At 70.1% G+C, this 18,503-nt stretch carries 16 protein-coding genes; 11 read left to right on the top strand and 5 right to left on the bottom strand.

The annotated features are described in order from the left end of the window. Positions 1 to 15: 15 nt before the first annotated feature. Together ACZ4VI_RS27420 and ACZ4VI_RS27415 are read right to left on the bottom strand one after the other, a co-directional pair. Positions 16 to 942: a glycerophosphodiester phosphodiesterase gene (locus ACZ4VI_RS27420; protein ID WP_468003415.1), complete on the bottom strand. Its 927-nt coding sequence runs from the start codon at positions 940 to 942 to the stop codon at positions 16 to 18. Between the two features lie 48 nt (positions 943 to 990). Continuing rightward, entirely contained in the window at positions 991 to 1,476 is a 486-nt protein-coding gene (locus tag ACZ4VI_RS27415; protein ID WP_468003414.1) for a hypothetical protein, read from the bottom strand. 170 nt (positions 1,477 to 1,646) lie between these two features. On the opposite strand from ACZ4VI_RS27415, the gene ACZ4VI_RS27410 reads away from it, so the two are divergent. Then, the gene (locus ACZ4VI_RS27410; protein ID WP_468003413.1) at positions 1,647 to 1,853 is read left to right on the top strand and encodes a hypothetical protein; all 207 of its coding nucleotides are present in this window, start codon (positions 1,647 to 1,649) and stop codon (positions 1,851 to 1,853) included. A gap of 34 nt (positions 1,854 to 1,887) precedes the next feature. Here ACZ4VI_RS27410 and ACZ4VI_RS27405 read toward each other — a convergent pair whose 3' ends face one another. Both ACZ4VI_RS27405 and ACZ4VI_RS27400 read right to left on the bottom strand, forming a co-directional pair. Then, positions 1,888 to 4,281, bottom strand: a complete 2,394-nt coding sequence (locus ACZ4VI_RS27405; protein WP_468003412.1) for an MFS transporter — start codon at positions 4,279 to 4,281, stop codon at positions 1,888 to 1,890. 237 nt (positions 4,282 to 4,518) lie between these two features. After that, positions 4,519 to 4,962, bottom strand: coding sequence for an SRPBCC family protein (locus tag ACZ4VI_RS27400; RefSeq protein ID WP_468003411.1), 444 nt, complete (start codon positions 4,960 to 4,962; stop codon positions 4,519 to 4,521). A gap of 151 nt (positions 4,963 to 5,113) precedes the next feature. Here ACZ4VI_RS27400 and ACZ4VI_RS27395 point away from each other — a divergent pair, with 151 nt between their 5' ends. The 3 genes from ACZ4VI_RS27395 to ACZ4VI_RS27385 all read left to right on the top strand — a co-directional run bounded on the left by ACZ4VI_RS27395 (position 5,114) and on the right by ACZ4VI_RS27385 (position 8,286). After that, on the top strand, positions 5,114 to 6,142 hold the full coding sequence (locus tag ACZ4VI_RS27395; protein WP_468003409.1) for an Rv2578c family radical SAM protein: 1,029 nt from the start codon (positions 5,114 to 5,116) through the stop codon (positions 6,140 to 6,142). 82 nt (positions 6,143 to 6,224) lie between these two features. After that, a complete protein-coding gene (locus ACZ4VI_RS27390) occupies positions 6,225 to 7,823 on the top strand; it encodes an alpha/beta hydrolase (protein ID WP_468003407.1) in 1,599 nt (532 codons plus the stop codon). Between the two features lie 49 nt (positions 7,824 to 7,872). Then, the gene (locus tag ACZ4VI_RS27385; protein WP_468003405.1) at positions 7,873 to 8,286 is read left to right on the top strand and encodes a RidA family protein; all 414 of its coding nucleotides are present in this window, start codon (positions 7,873 to 7,875) and stop codon (positions 8,284 to 8,286) included. On the opposite strand, the gene ACZ4VI_RS27380 is transcribed toward ACZ4VI_RS27385, so the two are convergent. After that, positions 8,283 to 8,879, bottom strand: coding sequence for a HEAT repeat domain-containing protein (locus ACZ4VI_RS27380; protein ID WP_468003403.1), 597 nt, complete (start codon positions 8,877 to 8,879; stop codon positions 8,283 to 8,285). The genes ACZ4VI_RS27385 and ACZ4VI_RS27380 overlap by 4 nt on opposite strands. A gap of 355 nt (positions 8,880 to 9,234) precedes the next feature. Here ACZ4VI_RS27380 and ACZ4VI_RS27375 point away from each other — a divergent pair, with 355 nt between their 5' ends. The 7 genes from ACZ4VI_RS27375 (at position 9,235) to ACZ4VI_RS27345 (ending at position 18,415) form a co-directional block, all read left to right on the top strand. Beyond that, positions 9,235 to 11,016 carry a 3-hydroxyacyl-CoA dehydrogenase family protein gene (locus ACZ4VI_RS27375; protein ID WP_468003401.1) on the top strand — a complete coding sequence of 594 codons (1,782 nt, stop codon included), beginning with the start codon at positions 9,235 to 9,237 and terminating at the stop codon, positions 11,014 to 11,016. Between the two features lie 121 nt (positions 11,017 to 11,137). Further along, the gene (locus ACZ4VI_RS27370) at positions 11,138 to 11,965 is read left to right on the top strand and encodes a TetR family transcriptional regulator (RefSeq protein ID WP_468003399.1); all 828 of its coding nucleotides are present in this window, start codon (positions 11,138 to 11,140) and stop codon (positions 11,963 to 11,965) included. A gap of 367 nt (positions 11,966 to 12,332) precedes the next feature. Next, the gene (gene ccrA / locus ACZ4VI_RS27365) at positions 12,333 to 13,670 is read left to right on the top strand and encodes a crotonyl-CoA carboxylase/reductase (protein ID WP_468003398.1); all 1,338 of its coding nucleotides are present in this window, start codon (positions 12,333 to 12,335) and stop codon (positions 13,668 to 13,670) included. Between the two features lie 14 nt (positions 13,671 to 13,684). Further along, complete coding sequence (locus tag ACZ4VI_RS27360) at positions 13,685 to 15,697, top strand: protein meaA (RefSeq protein WP_468003396.1); 2,013 nt, start codon at positions 13,685 to 13,687, stop codon at positions 15,695 to 15,697. Then, positions 15,694 to 16,677, top strand: coding sequence for an HpcH/HpaI aldolase/citrate lyase family protein (locus ACZ4VI_RS27355; protein ID WP_468003395.1), 984 nt, complete (start codon positions 15,694 to 15,696; stop codon positions 16,675 to 16,677). Before ACZ4VI_RS27360 ends, ACZ4VI_RS27355 begins: the two co-directional genes overlap by 4 nt. Before the next feature lie 5 nt (positions 16,678 to 16,682). Continuing rightward, a complete protein-coding gene (locus ACZ4VI_RS27350; RefSeq protein ID WP_030320137.1) occupies positions 16,683 to 17,207 on the top strand; it encodes a MaoC family dehydratase in 525 nt (174 codons plus the stop codon). Between the two features lie 2 nt (positions 17,208 to 17,209). Next, positions 17,210 to 18,415 (top strand): acyl-CoA dehydrogenase family protein, encoded by a 1,206-nt coding sequence (locus tag ACZ4VI_RS27345; RefSeq protein ID WP_468003393.1) that lies wholly within the window; start codon positions 17,210 to 17,212, stop codon positions 18,413 to 18,415. The last annotated feature ends 88 nt before the right edge of the window (positions 18,416 to 18,503 follow it).

The raw sequence follows: 18,503 nt of genomic DNA, 5'->3' as shown, positions 1-18,503 counted from the left end.
TCCGCGGCGCAGCACTTAGGACCGGCGGCCCGCGTTCCAGCCTGTGAGTTCCGCCGGCCGGTTCGTGATGACCCCGTCCACGCCCAGGCTGTTCAGGGCCTGCCAGCGGGCCGGGGCGTCGACCGTCCAGACGTTCACGGCCACGCCCGCCGCGTGCAGCTCCTGAACCAGCCGCGGGCGGGCGGACAGCGCGGTGTCCGAGACGTTGTACGCGTCGAGGTCCAACTCCTCGGCGAGTCCGACCGGATCGGCGTCCAGGACACCGCGCAGCAGGCCCACCGGCAGTTCGGGCGCCAACTCGCGAACGTACCGCAGCGAGGAAATGTCGAAGCTCTGCACGAAGACCCGGCCGGTCATGTCCTGCTCCCGGACCTCCTGGACGATCCTGGCCACCTCGGCACGGCTGTGGCGGCCCTTGATCTCCAGGAGCAGACGGCCCCCGCGCTCCCGCAGATCCTCCAGTTGGGCGGCAAGGGTCGGGACGCGGGCACCGGCGAAGGCGGGGGCGAACCAGGAACCGGCGTCCAGGGTGTTCAGCTCGGCGGAGGTCAGCGAGCGGATCGGGCCCGTGCCGTCGGTCGTCCGGTCGACGGTGGTGTCGTGGAGGATGTACGGCACGCCGTCCTGGCTGGGCTGGACGTCGTTCTCGATCCACGTGGCCCCGCCGCGACGGGCCACCTCGTCGGAGACCAGGGTGTTCTCCGGAGCGGCGGCGGAGGCGCCGCGGTGGGCGATCACGGTCAGCGGGGCGCCGACCGGGCGGATCCACCGACTCTCCGGGGCCGGAGACGGGGCGGTCCGCGCGGGGCTCGGCGCGGGCCGCGAGGGCGGAGCCGCCACGACGAATGCGGTCGCGAGCGCCGCCACGGCGACGGACACCGCGACGAGACCGGTCGTCCGGCGCCGGCGCGACCGGGGGGCCGGTTGTGGAGCGTCTCTCATGACAGACCACCCTAGTGCTGCGCCGCGCACGTTCGTGGAGGGGGTTGGTCAGGCTGCCTTGCGCGGGGTGCCTTCGCAGGTCCACCGGTGGGGCCTCGCGGTCTCGTTGTACCCGATCGTGTAAGCCTCGAGCTTCTCGATCAGGTCGTCGCGGCTGGCGAAGTCGCCGTCTTGCAGGACCCGGCGGGTCAGGGCGGAGAAGAACAGTTCGACCTGGTTGAGCCAGGAGGCGAAGGTCGCCGCGTCGTTGCGGGTGATGACCTCGGTGAGTACCTCGCCGGTGCGGACATCGGCGTCCGCAACGAGGGAGGCGGTGCCGTGGCGCCGGCACTCGAACTCCTGCCGGGCGGGCTCGCCAGGCCGCGCGGGGCGGCTCGGATGGCGGCGTGAGCGGGCGGCGATCGCGTCTTCTCGTCGATCGAGAGCACCACCGCCCCCTCGGGCCGATCGACGGCGCGCCTCGGGACCGTAGGCCTTCGGCCGCCCCGGCCGCTCGGCCGCAACCGCCGTTCCCGCCCCTTGATCACCACGCATGGCCAACGATCACGGCGGTCGATGCCGCACCCGGCAGGATGGGCCGGTGCCGAAGAAGACACCAGAATCGATGCAGCACCACCTGCGTCGGCGCCAGAACCGCCGCGCCCGCGAGCGCTGGCCGCACGTGGAGGCCATCACGGGTCCGCTTCCGCGCCGGATTCGCCTATGTGGCGGCCGAGTTGCCAGGTGAGCAGAGCCTCCCGCTGTGCCGCCTGCGGTTCACCGGCGTGCTGCGCACCTGGCGCTTCGCCCTCCATCTGGCCGGCAACGACAGCTACGAAGACAGCATCCTGCCCAGCGGACTGCCCGCCGGATCCCCGGAGGAAGCCCTCGACCGCGCAGGAGACCTCTACCTCAGCGGATCGGCCATCTGATGAATACCCCTCCACGAACTTCCGCGGCGCAGCACTAGTCCTCGTGGCCGAGCTGGAGGTCGCGTTCGGTGCGGCCGCCGCCCGCGACCTGGAGGACGGTGGCGACCGGCGGATAGCCCGCCGCGATGACCGTGTACTCGCCCGAGGACAGGTCCACGAAGCGGAACGTGCCGTCAGGGCCGGTCGTCAGGGTGTCCACGACGTTGCCCGCCGCGTCGAGCAGCGTGACGCGCGCGTCCTCGACCGGCCGTCCTCCCCCCGCGCGCACCGTCCCGCGCAGCACCGCGCCGCCCGCCAGCTCGATGTCCTGGCGGGTCTCGCGGGAGGCCTGCACGCTCACCGGCAACGCGGCGGGCCGGAAGGCGGGGGCGCTGGCGGCCAGCGTGTACTCCCCGGCCACCAGCTCCGTGATGACGTAGCCGCCCTCGCGTCCGCTGCGGGTGGAGGCGACGACCTCGCCGCGTACGTCGGTGAGGGTGACCGCCGCGTCCCGTACGGGAGTTCCGTCGGCGGTCACGACGGAGCCGGCCAGCCTTCCCGCGCCGCCGAGGACCACGTCGAGCTCGACGGGCCGTTCGCCGACCGTGACGGAGACGGCCTGCGGCTGGTGGCCGCCGGCCGCCGCGATCAGGACGTACGAGCCGGGGCCCGGGACGCTGAGCGCGTACCGCCCGTCCTCACCGCTGCCGCCGCGCCCGATCTGCTGCCCCTGGACGTCGATGAGGGTCAGGGCCGCGCGCGGGACGCGGCTGCCGTCGTGGTGCTGGACGGTGCCGCAGACCGGGAGTCCCGCGAGGGTGGGGACCGCGCTCCTGGCCCTGGGGACGGCGGCGGGGGCCTCGGTGGTGGGAGTGTGGTGGGACACGAGCGGTTTCTCCTTGAGGAAGAAGGCGAGGACGAGTCCGAGCACGAGGACCGGCACGAGGTAGAGGAAGATGCGCGGCATCGCGTCCGCGTACGCCTGGATGTAGGCGTCGCGCAGCGCGGGCGGCAGGGCGTGCACCGCCTGCGGAGTGATCGATTCGGCGGCGGGCAGCGGGGCTCCGGCCGTACGGGGCAGGGAGTCGGCGAGGGCATCGTCGAGCCGCGAGGCGAAGAGGGTGCCGAAGACGGCGGCCCCGACACTGCCGCCGATCTGCCGGAAGTAGTTGTGGGCGCTGGTGGCGGTGCCGAGGTCGGTGGGGCGCACGGAGTTCTGGACGGCGAGGATCAGGACGGGCATGACCAGGCCGATGCCGATGCCGAGGACGGCCTGCCAGAGGCTGTGGTGGAACCGCGGGGTGTCCGTCTCCATCCGGGAGAGCAGCCACATGCCGACGACGGAGACGGCGCCGCCGAGCACCGGATAGACCTTGTAGTGGCCGGTGTGGGTGATGAGCTGCCCGGAGACGATCGAGGCGAGGACGATCCCGCCCATCAGGGGCAGCATGAGGAGGCCGGACTCGGTGGCGGTGGCGCCCTCGACCATCTGGAGGAAGGTCGGCAGATAGCTGGCGGCGCCGAAGAGCGCGATGCCGACGACCACGCCGACAAGGCTGGTGACCGTGAAGACGGAGTCGCGGAACAGCCGCAGCGGGATGAGGGGTTCTGGCGCGACGTGCTCGACGACGAGGAAGAGCAAGGCCGTTCCGGCCGCGCCGGCGCCGAGACCGAGGATGACCCTGGAGTCCCACGCATACTGGGTCCCGCCCCAACTGGTCAGCAGGACCAGGCAGGTGGAGGCGGCGGCGAGCAGGATCGCGCCGAGGACGTCGAGCCGGGCCCGGGTCTCCGGCTTGGGAAGCTTGAGCACGACGGCGACGACGGCGAGGGTGACGAGCCCGAAGGGGACGTTGAAGTAGAAGCACCAGCGCCAGGAGACGTGGTCGGTGAAGAAGCCGCCGAGCAGCGGTCCGGCGACGGAGGCGAGGCCGAACGCGGCGCCGATGAGACCCATGTACCGGCCGCGTTCCCGGGCCGGGACGATGTCCGCGATGATCGCCTGGACGCCGATCATCAGGCCGCCCGCGCCGACACCCTGCACGGCGCGGAAGGCGATGAGCTCGTCCATGGACCGTGACCAGCCGGCCAGGGCCGAGCCGATGACGAAGACGACGATGGCGAAGAGGAAGACCCCCTTGCGGCCGAAGAGGTCTCCGAGCTTGCCGTAGACGGGCAGACCGATGGTGGCGGTCAGCAGATAGGCGGTGATCGCCCACGACATCCGGTCCAGGCCCTGGAGTTCACCGACGATCTTCGGCAGCGCGGTGGCGACGATCATCTGCTCCAGCGCGGCGAGCAGCAGCGCGAGCATGAGGCCGAAGAAGACGAGCCGGACGCGGCGGGGGCCGAGGGCGGCCTCCTCAGGTGGGGGCGGCGACGCCTGGCCGGAGGGCGGATCGTCGGCGACGCGCGGTCCGTCGTCCTTCACCAGCGTGATCGCACCCACGTGCTGCTCCCCTCGTCACGACATCAGCGCCGCGCCATTCTTCGCATTGGGTGCGAAGCGGGAGCAAGTCGGGCGGTACGGAAGAACAGCCCGGCTCATGGTCGTGAACGGGCCTGTGATGCAGCGCACTTGGGGCGCCCATCAGCGCGTTTACGGAGAGCCGCGCGACCCCCGGGCGCGCGGGGCGCTCTTGCGGGGGCCGCGGGAAAACCACTCGAATCGGTGAGCGCGGGAGCGTTACTTCTCCACCTCGGTGGCGAGCTTGGCAAGGATGGCGTCGTAGATGCGGCCAAGTCCCTTGGGCGCGAAGGTCCTCTCGAAGAAGCCGCCGATGCCTCCGGCGCCGTTCCAGACGGTGGTCACGACGGCCTTGGACTTCCCCTCGCCGGCGGGGGTGACGGTCCAGGTGGTGACCATCGAGGAGTTGCGGTCCTTCTCCACGAGCTGGCCCTCGGTGGGCTCGGTGACCTCCAGGAGGCAGTCGCGGATGCGCTTGCTGGTGGCCTGGAGCTTCCAGTGGACGAGCGTCCCCTGGCCGTCGCCGCCCTCGCGCACCTCGTACTCGCTGAAGTGCTCGGGCAGCAGCTTCGCGCGCGTGCCGCTGTAGTCGGCGAGGGCGTCGAACACCGTCTCCGGGTCCGCCGCGATGATCCGCTCCGTCGTGGCCTCGACCTGCGCCATGGCACTTCCTCCAACACGTGGTTCTTCAGGGGTGTGGCGCCAAGCCAACCACCTGGGACCTGGCCTCCCAAATCGGGGTTCCTCCTCGGGTTGCGACGATCAAGGGAACAGGTGTTCTATTCTGTGGCTCACCGCTACCGAGGAGGCGTCCATGCGCTGGGACAATCTGGGCGACAGCCCCGCCACCGCCGAGACCGCGCTGTTCGGCACGGACGCGGTCACGACGCGTACGTTCGACACCCCGGAATTCCGCGGGATCACCTTCCACGAGGTGCGGGCCCGCTCGATCGTGAACCGGGTGCCGGGCGCCTCCCGCATGCCGTTCGAATGGACGGTGAACCCGTATCGCGGCTGCACGCACGCGTGCGTCTACTGCTTCGCCCGCAAGACCCACAGCTATCTGGACCTCGACACCGGTCTCGGCTTCGACTCCCAGATCGTGGTGAAGATCAACGCACCGGAGCTGGTGCGCCGGCAGCTCGCCTCCCGCCGCTGGCAGGGCGCGCACATCGCGATGGGCACGAACGTCGACTGCTACCAGCGGGCCGAGGGGCGCTACCGGCTGATGCCCGGGATCATCGAGGCCCTGCGCGACCACGCCAACCCGTTCTCCATCCTCACCAAGGGCACGCTGATCCTGCGCGACCTCGACCTGCTCGTCCAGGCCGCCGAGGTGACCGAGGTCGGCATCTCCGTCTCCGTCGGCTTCACCGACCAGGAGCTGTGGCGCACGGTCGAGCCCGGCACGCCCTCCCCGCAGCGCCGCCTGGACGTCGTACGGACGCTCGGCGAGCACGGCATCGGCTGCGGGGTGCTGATGGCCCCGGTGATCCCCTTCCTCGGCGACCGGCCCGAGCAGCTGCGGGAGACCGTGCGCGCCATCGCCGAGGCCGGCGCGACCTCCGTGACCCCGCTCGTCCTGCACCTGCGGCCGGGGGCACGCGAGTGGTACTTCGCCTGGCTGCGGCAGCACCACCCGCATCTGGTGGGGCGGTACGAGCGGATGTACGCGGACGGGGCCTACGCGCCGACCTGGTACCAGCGCCGGATCACCCGTCAGGTGCACGAGCTGGCCGCCGAGTTCGGGATGGGACCGGCGCACCGGGACGCGCCGCGCCGTATACCCGTACCGGAGGAGCCGGCGCTCGCGGGCGCCGCCGAGCAGCTCACCCTGCTCTGACACGCGTCCGACGGATCCTCTGATCGGGTCAACTCTCGGCGGAACGGGTCCTTCCGCCTGTGGTTCGGGGCACCCACGCCGTATGACCACACGTGCAGGAATGCTGATCGCCGCTGGGGCGCTGGTCGCCGGGACGGCCACCGTCCTGCCCGCATCCGCGGCACCCCGGCCCGAGCCGACGCCCCGCCCGATCGCGCCGCTCGTCTGGAGCGGCTGTGCCACCACGGCGTACCCGAAGCTCCAGTGCGCCACGCTCAAGGTGCCGCTGAACCACGACGATCCGGCCGGCCGGCGCATCACGATCGCGCTCACCCGGGTCCCGCACACCGCGCAGGAGTTCCAGGGGCCGCTGGTCGTCAACCCGGGCGGACCGGGCGGCAGCGGCAGAGCCATGGCCGGGTACGTGGCCGCCTCGCTGCCGGCGGAGGTGGCGGCGCAGTACGACGTCATCGGCTTCGACCCGCGCGGGGTCGGCAGGAGCGAGCCGGCCCTCGACTGCCGGCCGGGCCACTTCGCCCCGGTGCGGCCCGACTCGGTACCGATCGGGACGGAGGGCGAACAGCGGGGCGTCGAGCGGGCACAGGCCTTCGCGGCGGCGTGCGGAGAGAAGCACGGCGACGTCCTGCCGTACATCGACACGGTCAGCACGGCCAGAGACCTGGACGCGATCCGCGCGGCGCTCGGCGCGCCCCAGCTCAACTACCTGGGGTACTCCTACGGCACCTATCTCGGCGCCGTGTACGCGCGGCTGTTCCCGGAGCGGGTGCGCCGGTTCGCATTGGACTCCGTCGTCAATCCACGGGGCGTCTGGTACGAGGACAACATCGCGCAGGACTACGCCTTCGACACCCGCCACAAGGACTTCATGGCCTGGGTGGCCCGCCAGAACGCCACGTACGCGCTCGGCACGGACCCGGCGGTGGTCGAAGCCGCCTGGTACGGGATGCGGGACGCGCTGCGGGAGAGCCCGGCCGGCGGCAAGGTCGGCCCGGGCGAGCTGGAGGACACCTTCCTGCCGGGCGGGTACTACAACGGCTACTGGCCGAAGCTGGCCGAGGCGTTCTCGGCGTACGTCAACGACAAGGACGCGGTCCCGCTGACCCGGGCGTACGAGAGGTTCGGGGCGGCGGACGCGGCGGCCGACAACGGCTACTCGGTCTACACGAGCGTGCAGTGCCGGGACGCGAAGTGGCCGCGCGACTGGAACACCTGGCGCACGGACAACTGGGACGTCCACGCCAAGGCACCCTTCTCCACCTGGAACAACGCCTGGTACAACGCTCCGTGCGCGTTCTGGCCGGTGGACTCGCTGACGCCGCCCGACGTCTCGAACGACGAGGTGCCGCCGGTCCTGATCCTCCAGGCGACGGACGACGCAGCCACTCCGTACGAGGGCGGGGCGGCGTTGCACCGGATGGTGCGGGACTCCAGCCTGATCGTCGAGGCGGGCGGCGGGAACCACGGGGTGACGCTGGCCGGCAACGACTGCATGGACGCGCACCTGGCGGCCTATCTCCGGACGGGGCACGTGCCGCGCGGTGACGGGCAGTCGGAGGCGGACGCGGTCTGCGAGGCGCTCCCGGAGCCGGAGCCGCTGAAGGTCGGCACGAGCCGCGACGCCTCGGAGCCCGCCGCGACGGGCGGATCGGCCCTGCACGGGCTCCTCGGTCACGCGCGCTGACAGGGCATGGGGGCGGGGACTGTCAGTGGTGTGCGCGAGGATGTCGGGCATGAGTACGCACCTGACCCATGTGCCCGCCCCCGACGGCGTCGCCGCCAGCCCCCAGTACAGCCATGTCGTGTGGGGCACCGGCCGGTTCGTCGCGATATCCGGCCAGTGCTCCCTCGACGCCTCGGGCGCCGTGGTCGGAGCGGACGACCCGGCGGCGCAGGCCCGTCAGGTCTTCGCGAACCTGCGCCGCTGCCTCGCCGCCGCGGGCGCGGGGTTCGAGGACGTGGTGAAGCTGACGTACTTCGTCACGGACATCGCCCACCTCCCCGCCGTCCGCACGGCGCGCGACGAGGCCTTCGGCGCCGCGCCGCTCCCGGCGAGCTCGGCGGTCCAGGTCGCCGCCCTGGTCCGCCCGGACCTGCTGATCGAGATCGAGGCCTTCGCGCTGGTCCCGGAGGACGACGCCCGCTAGCCGGCGATCCGGGCCAGCGCCTGCGCGGCCGCCGGGCCGAGGCGGGGGTGGGGGAGGGCGGCTTCGAGGGCGGGGCGGGCGCGGGGGTCGCCGAGGGTGCCGAGGCCCTCGACGCAGGCGAGGCCCACGCGCCAGTGGGGGTCGTCGGCCGCGAGGCGCCGCTGAAGGACGTCGAGCAGTGCCGGTACGGACTCGGGGGCGCGCAGGTCGGTGAGCAGCCTGACCGGTAACAGGGCGTAGGCGACGCGGAGTTCGTTGGTGGCGAGGGCGGCGGCGGCCCGCGCGGTGCGGGGGTCGCCGAGCCGGGTCAGGGCGTACGCGGCGGAGACGCAGCGCTCCGGGTCGCGGTGGTTGAGGAGGAGGACCAGGGCCTCGAAGGCGCGCGGGTCGCCGGCGAGGCCGAGCCGGAAGGCGGCGATCTCGCGGGCCCACAGGGGTTGGCCGGGTGCGGTCAGGACGCGCGCGAACTCCTCGGGATCGTCGGCGGCGACGAGTTCTTCGAAAGGCTTTCGACCGGCTTCCCCGCCGTCGTGGATCTCGTCCCGCAATCGATCGATCATCGAGCAGAATTCCGGGTCCTGGGCGATATCCATGGCGGCCAGCGTATCCGCGATCCAGATCACATTTTCCGAACTCCCCGGGACTGGCGCGCTCGTTACCCGCCGGTTAATCTCAGGTGAGCGGGTCACCCCCCGCACCCTCACAACGGCCTGGTGACGCAGCCGTCGTGAGATCGAGTGTGTCGGTTCGGCAGTTTTCGACGTGACTTCGGGACAGAGTCCGTCACCCCTTTCCCGCGCGTTCCTCTCGCGCCCGTAAAGCGACCCGTTTCGCCCGCACGCGATCCCTTTCGCCCGCACGCGATCTGTTTCGCCTCGTAAGCGACGCGTTTTCCGCGCTCCGCAATCGCCGCCTTCAGTCGTCACTCTTCCCTCCTGGAGTCCCCTGATGGACACCCCTCTCTCCACCATCGCCGTCGTCGGTCTCGGCACCATGGGCAAGGGCATCGCCGATGTCCTCGCCCGGGCCGGCCGCGAGGTCATCGGTATCGACATCAGCGAAGCCGCCGCCACACAGGCGGTCGCCGCCCTGGAGGCGTCCACCGCCCGCGCGGTGGCCCGTGAGCGGATCACCGAGGAGGAGCGGCAGGACGTCCTCGCCCGCTTCCGCACCTACTCCGACCTGCACGCGGCGGCCGACGCCGACCTCGTGATCGAGGTCGTGCCCGAGTCGTACGAGGCGAAGCAGGAGGTCTTCCGGGCCCTGGACGGCATCGTCCGGCCCGACGCGATCATCGCCACCGGCACCAACGCGCTCTCCGTGACCCGGCTCGCCGCCGACTCGGCCCACCCGGAGCGCGTGCTCGGCCTGCACTTCTTCACGCCGGTCCAGGCCATGAAGCTGGTCGAGGTCGTCTCCTCCGTCCTCACCGCGCCGCAGGCCGTCGAGGCCGTCACGGCCCTGGCGCACGACCTGGGCAAGGAGCCCGTCGCGGTCGGCGACCGCCCCGGCTTCGTCGCGGACGGGCTGCTCTTCGGCTACCTCAACCAGGCCGCGGCCATGTACGAGGCGAAGTACGCCTCCCGCGAGGACATCGACGCCGCCATGAAGCTCGGCTGCGGTCTCCCGATGGGCCCGCTGGAGCTGCTCGACCTGATCGGCATCGACACCGCCCGTACCGTCCTGGAGGCGATGTACAGCGAGTCGCGCGACCGGCTGCACGCCCCCGCCCCGATCCTCAAGCAGCTCAGCGAGGCGGGTCTGACCGGCCGCAAGTCGGGCCGCGGTTTCTACACGTACGACGCGCCCGCCTCGGCCACCGTGGTCCGTGACGCCCTGACCCCGCTGGAGAGCGCCGCCACCGCCCAGGGCCGCGAGGTCCGCTCGGTCGGCGTCGCCGGCTCCGGCACGATGGCCTCCGGCATCGCCGAGGTCTTCGCCAAGGCCGGGTACGAGGTCGTGCTCGCCGCCCGCTCCCAGGAGAAGGCCGACACCGCCAAGGCCCGGATCGCGAAGTCCCTCGCCCGTTCGGTCGACAAGGGCCGGATGACCGCCGAGGCCCGCGACGAGACGCTGGCCCGGATCACCCCGGCCGGATCGGTCGACGCCTTCGCCGAGGTCGACCTGGCAGTGGAGGCGGTCGCCGAGGACCTGGCGGTGAAGCAGGAGCTGTTCGCCCGGCTCGACAAGATCTGCAAGCCGGGCGCGGTGCTCGCCACCACGACCTCCTCGCTGCCGGTCGTCGCCTGCGCCCGCGCCACCTCGCGCCCGCAGGACGTCATCGGGATGCACTTCTTCAACCCGGCGCCCGCGATGAAGCTGGTGGAGATCGTCCGTACGGTCCTGACCGCCGACGACGTGCATGCCACGGTCCGCGAGGTCACCGCGAAGATCCGCAAGCACCCGGTGGACTGCGGTGACCGGGCCGGTTTCATCGTGAACGCGCTGCTCTTCCCGTACCTGAACAACGCGATCAAGATGGTCCAGGAGCACTACGCGTCCCTGGACGACATCGACGCCGCCATGAAGCTGGGCGGCGGCTACCCGATGGGCCCGTTCGAGCTGCTCGACGTCGTCGGCCTGGACGTCTCGCTCGCCATCGAGCAGGTGCTGCACCGCGAGTTCCGCGACCCGGGCCTGGCCCCGGCGCCGCTTCTGGAGCACCTGGTGGCGGCCGGCTGCCTGGGCCGCAAGACGGGGCGCGGCTTCCGCGAATATGCCCGACGCTGATCCCTACGCGGGCTGGGGAGGGTTGCTGAGCCCAGGGAGTGCCACCGGCACCCCCTGCCCGGGCCCCGGCGACCCTCCCCCACCTGGGCACACTCCCGCACTGATGCAGTACGTTCAGGACATGTCCAAGGCCGCGAAGTCACCCCGTGCCACGTCCACGTCCGACACTCAGGAGAGTGCGGCCGGCACCCGTGCGGCCGCACAGCGGCTGAAGATGCGCCGCGAGCTGGCGGCGGCGGCGATGGAGCTCTTCGCGACCAAGGGGTACGAGGCCACGACGGTCGACGAGATCGCCGCGGCGGCCGGGGTCGCCCGCCGGACGTTCTTCCGCCACTTCCGGTCCAAGGAAGAGGCGATCTTCCCCGACCACGACGACACCCTGGTGCGGGCGGAGGCGGTGCTCAACGCCGCCCCGCCGCACGAGCACCCGCTGGACACCGTCTGCCGGGGCATCAAGGAAGTCATGAAGATGTACGCGGGGTCCCCGGCGGTCTCCGTGGAGCGGTACCGGCTCACCCGCGAGGTGCCCACCCTGCGCGAGCGCGAGATCGCCTCGGTGGCCCGCTACGAGCGGCTGTTCACCCGCTATCTGCTGGGCCATTTCGACGAGCGCGACCACCACGTCGGCAACGACGACCCGCTGCTCGCCGAGGTGGCCGCCTCGGCGGTCGTGACGGCCCACAACCACGTGCTGCGCCGCTGGCTGCGGGCGGGGGGTCAGGGCGACGTGGAGGCGCAGCTGGACCACGCGTTCGCGATCGTGCGGGAGACGTTCGGCTCGGGGATAGGCGCCCGGCCGTCCTCGGCCGCGCAGGGGGGCCCGCAGACGGCCGCACCGGGGCCGAAGGCGACCACCGCCGCCGAGGGCGATGTGGTGATCGCCGTGGCCCGCACGGACGCCCCGCTGGACGAGGTCATGCGGACGATCCAGCAAGCCCTCAAGAGGTGAGACACCCCACGTACGACGAAGGCCGCTCCCGATACGGGGCGGCCTTCGTCGCTTTTGTGGCGGGCCTTCGATCGATCATCGCTCATGTGTGACCGGCAGATTGCATATGAGTGAAATTGTTGGCACGCAGTGCCTTGTCAGGTGACACGCGGTGCCATACGTTGATGTTGTCCGGGCGGTCGGCGCGCAGAGGTCTCCTCGTGCGCCGGCTGTCCCCACAAGCGATCGTGATTGTGCGCCCGGACGCCTGCGTCACAGGCAAACTTCAGCGCCCACCCGGCGCAGCCACCGCTCCACCCGCCGAACCGACGGCACACCTCCACCGCCAGTAACTCCCCTGACGTAACCGCACCGCCGGAGGCACCCCGTGAAGGACATCCTGGACGCGATCCAGTCCCCGGACTCCACGTCCTCGGACTTCGCCGCCCTCAAGCTCCCCGAGTCGTACCGCGCCATCACCGTCCACAAGGACGAGACCGAGATGTTCGCCGGTCTCGCCAGCCGAGACAAGGACCCGCGCAAGTCGCTCCACCTCGACGACGTGCCGCTCCCCGAGCTCGGCCCGGGCGAGGCCCTCGTCGCCGTCATGGCCAGCTCCGTGAACTACAACTCGGTCTGGACCTCGATCTTCGAGCCGGTGTCGACCTTCGGCTTCCTGGAGCGCTACGGCAGGCTCAGCGACCTCAGCAAGCGCCACGACCTGCCGTACCACATCATCGGCTCCGACCTCGCGGGCGTCGTGCTGCGCACCGGCCCGGGCGTCAACTCCTGGAAGCCCGGTGACGAGGTCGTCGCGCACTGCCTCTCGGTCGAGCTCGAGTCCTCGGACGGCCACAACGACACGATGCTCGACCCCGAGCAGCGCATCTGGGGCTTCGAGACCAACTTCGGCGGCCTGGCCGAGATCGCGCTCGTGAAGTCCAACCAGCTGATGCCGAAGCCGGGCCACCTGAGCTGGGAGGAGGCGGCGTCCCCGGGCCTCGTCAACTCCACCGCGTACCGCCAGCTGGTCTCCCGCAACGGCGCCGGCATGAAGCAGGGCGACAACGTCCTGATCTGGGGCGCGAGCGGCGGCCTCGGCTCGTACGCCACCCAGTTCGCACTGGCCGGCGGCGCCAACCCGATCTGTGTCGTCTCCTCCCCGGAGAAGGCCGCCATCTGCCACTCGATGGGCGCGGAGGCGGTCATCGACCGCAACGCCGAGGGCTACAAGTTCTGGAAGGACGAGCACACCCAGGACCCGAAGGAGTGGAAGCGCTTCGGCAAGCGCATCCGCGAGCTGACCGGCGGCGAGGACGTGGACATCGTCTTCGAGCACCCGGGCCGCGAGACCTTCGGCGCGAGCGTCTACGTCACCCGCAAGGGCGGCACGATCGTGACCTGCGCCTCGACCTCGGGCTACAACCACGAGTACGACAACCGCTACCTGTGGATGTCGCTGAAGCGGATCGTCGGCTCGCACTTCGCCAACTACCGCGAGGCGTGGGAGGCCAACCGCCTGGTCGCCAAGGGCAAGATCCACCCGACGCTCTCCAAGGTCTACTCCCTGGAGGACACCGGCCAGGCCGCGTACGACGTCCACCGCAACCTGCACCAGGGCAAGGTCGGCGTCCTCGCGCTCGCCCCGCAGGAGGGCCTGGGCGTGAGCAACCCGGAGATGCGCGAGAAGCACATCGACGCCATCAACCGCTTCCGTAACATCTGAACCCGGGACCGCATATGACAGAGCGTCAGAAGGACCGGCCGTGGCTCATGCGGACCTACGCCGGTCACTCGACCGCCGAGGCGTCCAACGAGCTGTACCGGCGCAACCTCGCCAAGGGTCAGACCGGCCTCTCGGTCGCCTTCGACCTGCCCACGCAGACCGGCTACGACCCCGACCACATCCTCGCCCGCGGCGAGGTCGGCCGGGTCGGGGTCCCGGTCTCGCACCTCGGTGACATGCGCCGGCTGTTCCAGGACATCCCCCTGGAGCAGATGAACACCTCGATGACCATCAACGCCACGGCGATGTGGCTGCTGGCGCTCTACCAGGTGGTCGCCGAGGAGCAGGGCGCGGACGTCACCCGGCTCCAGGGCACCACCCAGAACGACATCGTGAAGGAGTACCTGTCGCGCGGGACGCACGTCTTCCCGCCCGGCCCCTCGCTCCGCCTCACGACGGACATGATCACCTACACGGTGAACAACATCCCGAAGTGGAACCCGATCAACATCTGCAGCTACCACCTGCAGGAGGCGGGGGCCACTCCGGTCCAGGAGATCTCGTACGCGATGTCCACCGCGATCGCGGTGCTCGACGCGGTCCGGGACTCCGGCCAGGTCCCGGCGGACCGCTTCGGCGAGGTCGTCGCCCGTATCTCGTTCTTCGTGAACGCGGGTGTCCGCTTCATCGAGGAGATGTGCAAGATGCGCGCCTTCGGCTGCATCTGGGACAAGGTCACCCGCGAGCGGTACGGCATCGAGGACGCCAAGCAGCGCCGGTTCCGTTACGGCGTCCAGGTCAACTCGCTCGGGCTGACCGAGGCGCAGCCGGAGAACAACGTCCAGCGGATCGTCCTGGAGATGCTGGCCGTGACGCTCTCCAAGGACGCACGCGCGCGTGCCGTCCAGCTGCCCGCCTGGAACGAGGCGCTGGGCCTGCCCCGCCCCTGGGACCAGCAGTGGTCGCTCCGCATCCAGCAGGTACTCGCCCACGAGTCCGACCTCCTTGAGTACGAGGACATCTTCGCCGGCTCGCACGTCATCGAGGCCAAGGTCGAGTCCCTCGTCGAGGAGTGCCTGGCCGAGATCGACCGGATCCAGGAGATGGGCGGCGCGATGGCCGCCGTCGAGTCCGGCTACCTCAAGTCGCAGCTGGTCTCCTCGCACGCCGAGCGGCGCGCCCGGATCGAGGCCGGCGACGAGAAGATCGTCGGCGTCAACATCTTCCAGTCGACGGAGGAGAACCCGCTCACCGCGGATCTCGACACGGCGATCATGACGGTCGACCCGGCCAACGAGGCCAAGGTCGTCGCCAAGCTCCACGAGTGGCGCGACAACCGCGACGAGAACCGTGCCCAGGAATCGCTGGCCGCCCTCAAGGCGACGGCGGCCGGGGAGGGCAACCTGTTCGCCGCCACCCTGGAGTGCGCGCGGGCCGGTGTCACGACCGGCGAGTGGTCGTGGGCGCTGCGGGACGTCTTCGGCGAGTTCCGCGCCCCCACGGGCGTCTCCTCCGCCCCGGTCGCGGTGACGGCCGAGGAGGGCACCCCACTGGCTCTCGTACGGGAGAAGGTGGCGCGGACCGCGACGGAGCTGGGCTCCGGGCGGCTGCGGCTCCTGGTGGGCAAGCCGGGCCTGGACGGGCACTCCAACGGGGCCGAGCAGATCGCCGTACGCGCGCGTGACGCCGGTTTCGAGGTGGTCTACCAGGGGATCCGGCTGACGCCCGAGCAGATCGTCAACGCGGCCCTCGCCGAGGACGTGCACTGTGTCGGTCTGTCGATCCTGTCCGGCTCGCACTCCGAGCTGGTGCCCGACGTGCTCGACCGCCTCCGGGAGGCCGGCGCCACCGACATTCCCGTCATCGTCGGCGGGATCATCCCGAACGCCGACGCCGCAGAACTGAAGCGCGCGGGTGTGGCCGCCGTCTTCACACCGAAGGACTTCGGTATCACCGAGATCATCGGCCGTATCGTCGACGAGATCCGGAAAGCGAACAAGCTCGACCCTCTGGAGGTCCCCGCATGACCAGCCCCGTGAACCGGCTTCGCCCCCGCCGCTCCTGCCTCGCGGTGCCCGGCTCGAACCCGCGCTTCCTGGAGAAGGCCCAGGGGCTCGCCGCCGACCAGGTGTTCCTGGACCTGGAGGACGCCTGCGCGCCGCTCGCCAAGCCCGAGGCCCGGCACACCATCGTCAAGTTCCTCAACGAGGGCGACTGGACCGGCAAGACGAGGGTCGTGCGGGTCAACGACTGGACGACCCACTGGACGTACCGTGACGTCGTCACCGTCGTCGAGGGCGCTGGCCAGAACCTCGACTGCATCATGCTGCCGAAGGTCCAGGACGCCCAGCAGATCGTGGCGCTCGACCTCCTGCTGACCCAGATCGAGAAGACGATGGGCTTCGAGGTCGGCAAGATCGGCATCGAGGCGCAGATCGAGAACGCCCAGGGTCTCAACAACGTCAACGCGATCGCCACGGCCTCGCAGCGCGTCGAGACGATCATCTTCGGCCCGGCCGACTTCATGGCCTCCATCAACATGAAGTCCCTGGTCGTCGGCGAGCAGCCGCCCGGCTACGGCGCCGACGCGTACCACTACATCCTGATGGCCATCCTGATGGCCGCCCGCGCCAACAACCTCCAGGCGATCGACGGCCCCTACCTCCAGATCCGCAACCAGGAGGGCTACCGCGAGGTGGCCGGCCGCGCCGCCGCCCTCGGCTTCGACGGCAAGTGGGTGCTGCACCCGGACCAGGTCGCCGCGGCGAACGAGATCTTCTCCCCTTCGCAGGAGGACTTCGACCACGCCGAGCTGATCCTGGACGCGTACGACTACTACACGTCCGAGGCCGGCGGCAAGAAGGGCTCGGCCATGCTCGGCGACGAGATGATCGACGAGGCCTCCCGCAAGATGGCCCTGGTCATCTCCGGCAAGGGCCGCGCCGCCGGCATGCAGCGCACCAGCAAGTTCGAACAGCCCGATTCGGAAAAGAAGGCGGAGGCCTGAGTCCCATGCAGTTCGGCCGCACCTACGAAGAGTTCGAAGTCGGCGCCGTCTACAAGCACTGGCCCGGAAAGACGGTCACCGAGTACGACGACCACCTCTTCTGCCTGCTGACGATGAACCACCATCCGCTGCACATGGATGTGAACTACGCCGAGAACACGACGGACTTCGGCAAGAACGTCGTCGTCGGCAACTACATCTACTCGCTGCTGCTCGGCATGTCCGTCCCGGACGTCTCGGGCAAGGCGATCGCCAACCTGGAGATCGAGTCGCTGCGCCACGTCGCGCCGACCTTCCACGGCGACACCATCTACGGCGAGACCACGGTCCTCGACAAGACCCCGTCGAAGTCGAAGAACGACCGCGGGATCGTGTACGTGGAGACCAAGGGCTACAAGCAGGACGGCACCCTGGTGTGCGTCTTCCGCCGCAAGGTCATGGTTCCCACCGAGACGTACATCAAGGAGCGCGGCGGCGAACAGCCCGGCCGCCCCGAGCTCATCGAGCCCGCGAAGAAGACGGAGAAGTAGCCATGGCCCGACTCGCCCAGACCGCCGGGCTCACGGACGTCCAGCAGGAGATCCTCAAGACTGTCCGGGAGTTCGTCGACAAGGAGATCATCCCGGTCGCGACGGAGCTGGAGCACCGCGACGAGTACCCGCAGCAGATCGTCGACGGGCTCAAGGAGCTCGGCCTCTTCGGTCTGATGATCCCCGAGGAGTACGGCGGTCTGGGTGAGTCGCTGCTCACCTACGCGCTGTGCGTGGAGGAGATCGCCCGCGGCTGGATGTCGGTCTCCGGCATCATCAACACGCACTTCATCGTGGCGTACATGCTCAAGCAGCACGGCACCCAGGAGCAGAAGGACTACTTCCTGCCCCGGATGGCGGCCGGCGAGACGCGTGGCGCGTTCTCGATGTCGGAGCCGGGCCTCGGCTCGGATGTGTCGGCCATCACGTCGAAGGCGGTCAAGGACGGCGACGAGTACGTCCTCAACGGCCAGAAGATGTGGCTGACGAACGGCGGAACGTCAACGCTGGTCGCCGTTCTCGTCCGAAGTGACGAAGGACACCCCGAGGGCACCGCGCCCCACAAGTCGATGACGACCTTCCTCGTCGAGAAGGAGCCCGGCTTCGGAGAGGTCCGCCCCGGCCTCACCATCCCCGGGAAGATCGACAAGATGGGTTACAAGGGGGTCGACACCACCGAACTCATCATGGACGGACTGCGCATTCCGGCCAATCGGGTCCTCGGCGGGGTCACCGGCCGAGGGTTTTACCAAATGATGGACGGCGTCGAGGTCGGCCGCGTGAACGTCGCGGCGCGTGGCTGCGGCGTCGCTCAGCGTGCCTTCGAACTGGGTGTCTCGTATGCCCAGCAGCGTCACACTTTCGGCAAGCCGATCGCTCAGCACCAGGCGATTCAGTTCAAGCTCGCCGAGATGGCTACCAAGGTCGAGGCCGCTCATGCCATGATGGTGAACGCAGCACGCAAAAAGGACTCCGGGGAACGAAACGACCTCGAAGCAGGGATGGCGAAGTACCTCGCCTCCGAATACTGCAAGGAAGTCGTGGAGGACGCCTTCCGTATCCATGGCGGATACGGGTTCTCGAAGGAGTACGAGATCGAGCGTCTCTACCGAGAGGCTCCGATGCTGCTCATCGGTGAAGGTACCGCCGAGATCCAGAAAATGATCATCGGTCGTCGGCTGCTCGAGGAGTACCGGTTCCAGGGTTGATTGTCGCCTTTGAGTCGGTTCGGCCGCGAAGAAGATCACACCCCGTGTTCGTCTTCCGGCCGCCGACTCGGCTTCTGGCTTACCCAGT

This window comes from Streptomyces sp. NPDC029169 (assembly GCF_055563935.1).
The sequence above is the reverse complement of the archived record's forward strand: the minus strand, read 5'-3'. Positions and strand labels throughout refer to the sequence as shown.

Coding starts and splice junctions, on each gene's coding strand:
- ACZ4VI_RS27420 (WP_468003415.1), bottom strand. CDS start 942: ATGAGAGACGCTCCACAACCGGCCCCCCGGTCGCGCCGGCGCCGGACG.
- ACZ4VI_RS27415 (WP_468003414.1), bottom strand. CDS start 1,476: ATGCGTGGTGATCAAGGGGCGGGAACGGCGGTTGCGGCCGAGCGGCCG.
- ACZ4VI_RS27400 (WP_468003411.1), bottom strand. CDS start 4,962: ATGGCGCAGGTCGAGGCCACGACGGAGCGGATCATCGCGGCGGACCCG.
- ACZ4VI_RS27395 (WP_468003409.1), top strand. CDS start 5,114: ATGCGCTGGGACAATCTGGGCGACAGCCCCGCCACCGCCGAGACCGCG.
- ACZ4VI_RS27390 (WP_468003407.1), top strand. CDS start 6,225: ATGACCACACGTGCAGGAATGCTGATCGCCGCTGGGGCGCTGGTCGCC.
- ACZ4VI_RS27385 (WP_468003405.1), top strand. CDS start 7,873: ATGAGTACGCACCTGACCCATGTGCCCGCCCCCGACGGCGTCGCCGCC.
- ACZ4VI_RS27380 (WP_468003403.1), bottom strand. CDS start 8,879: ATGGATATCGCCCAGGACCCGGAATTCTGCTCGATGATCGATCGATTG.
- ACZ4VI_RS27375 (WP_468003401.1), top strand. CDS start 9,235: ATGGACACCCCTCTCTCCACCATCGCCGTCGTCGGTCTCGGCACCATG.
- ACZ4VI_RS27370 (WP_468003399.1), top strand. CDS start 11,138: ATGTCCAAGGCCGCGAAGTCACCCCGTGCCACGTCCACGTCCGACACT.
- ACZ4VI_RS27360 (WP_468003396.1), top strand. CDS start 13,685: ATGACAGAGCGTCAGAAGGACCGGCCGTGGCTCATGCGGACCTACGCC.
- ACZ4VI_RS27355 (WP_468003395.1), top strand. CDS start 15,694: ATGACCAGCCCCGTGAACCGGCTTCGCCCCCGCCGCTCCTGCCTCGCG.
- ACZ4VI_RS27350 (WP_030320137.1), top strand. CDS start 16,683: ATGCAGTTCGGCCGCACCTACGAAGAGTTCGAAGTCGGCGCCGTCTAC.
- ACZ4VI_RS27345 (WP_468003393.1), top strand. CDS start 17,210: ATGGCCCGACTCGCCCAGACCGCCGGGCTCACGGACGTCCAGCAGGAG.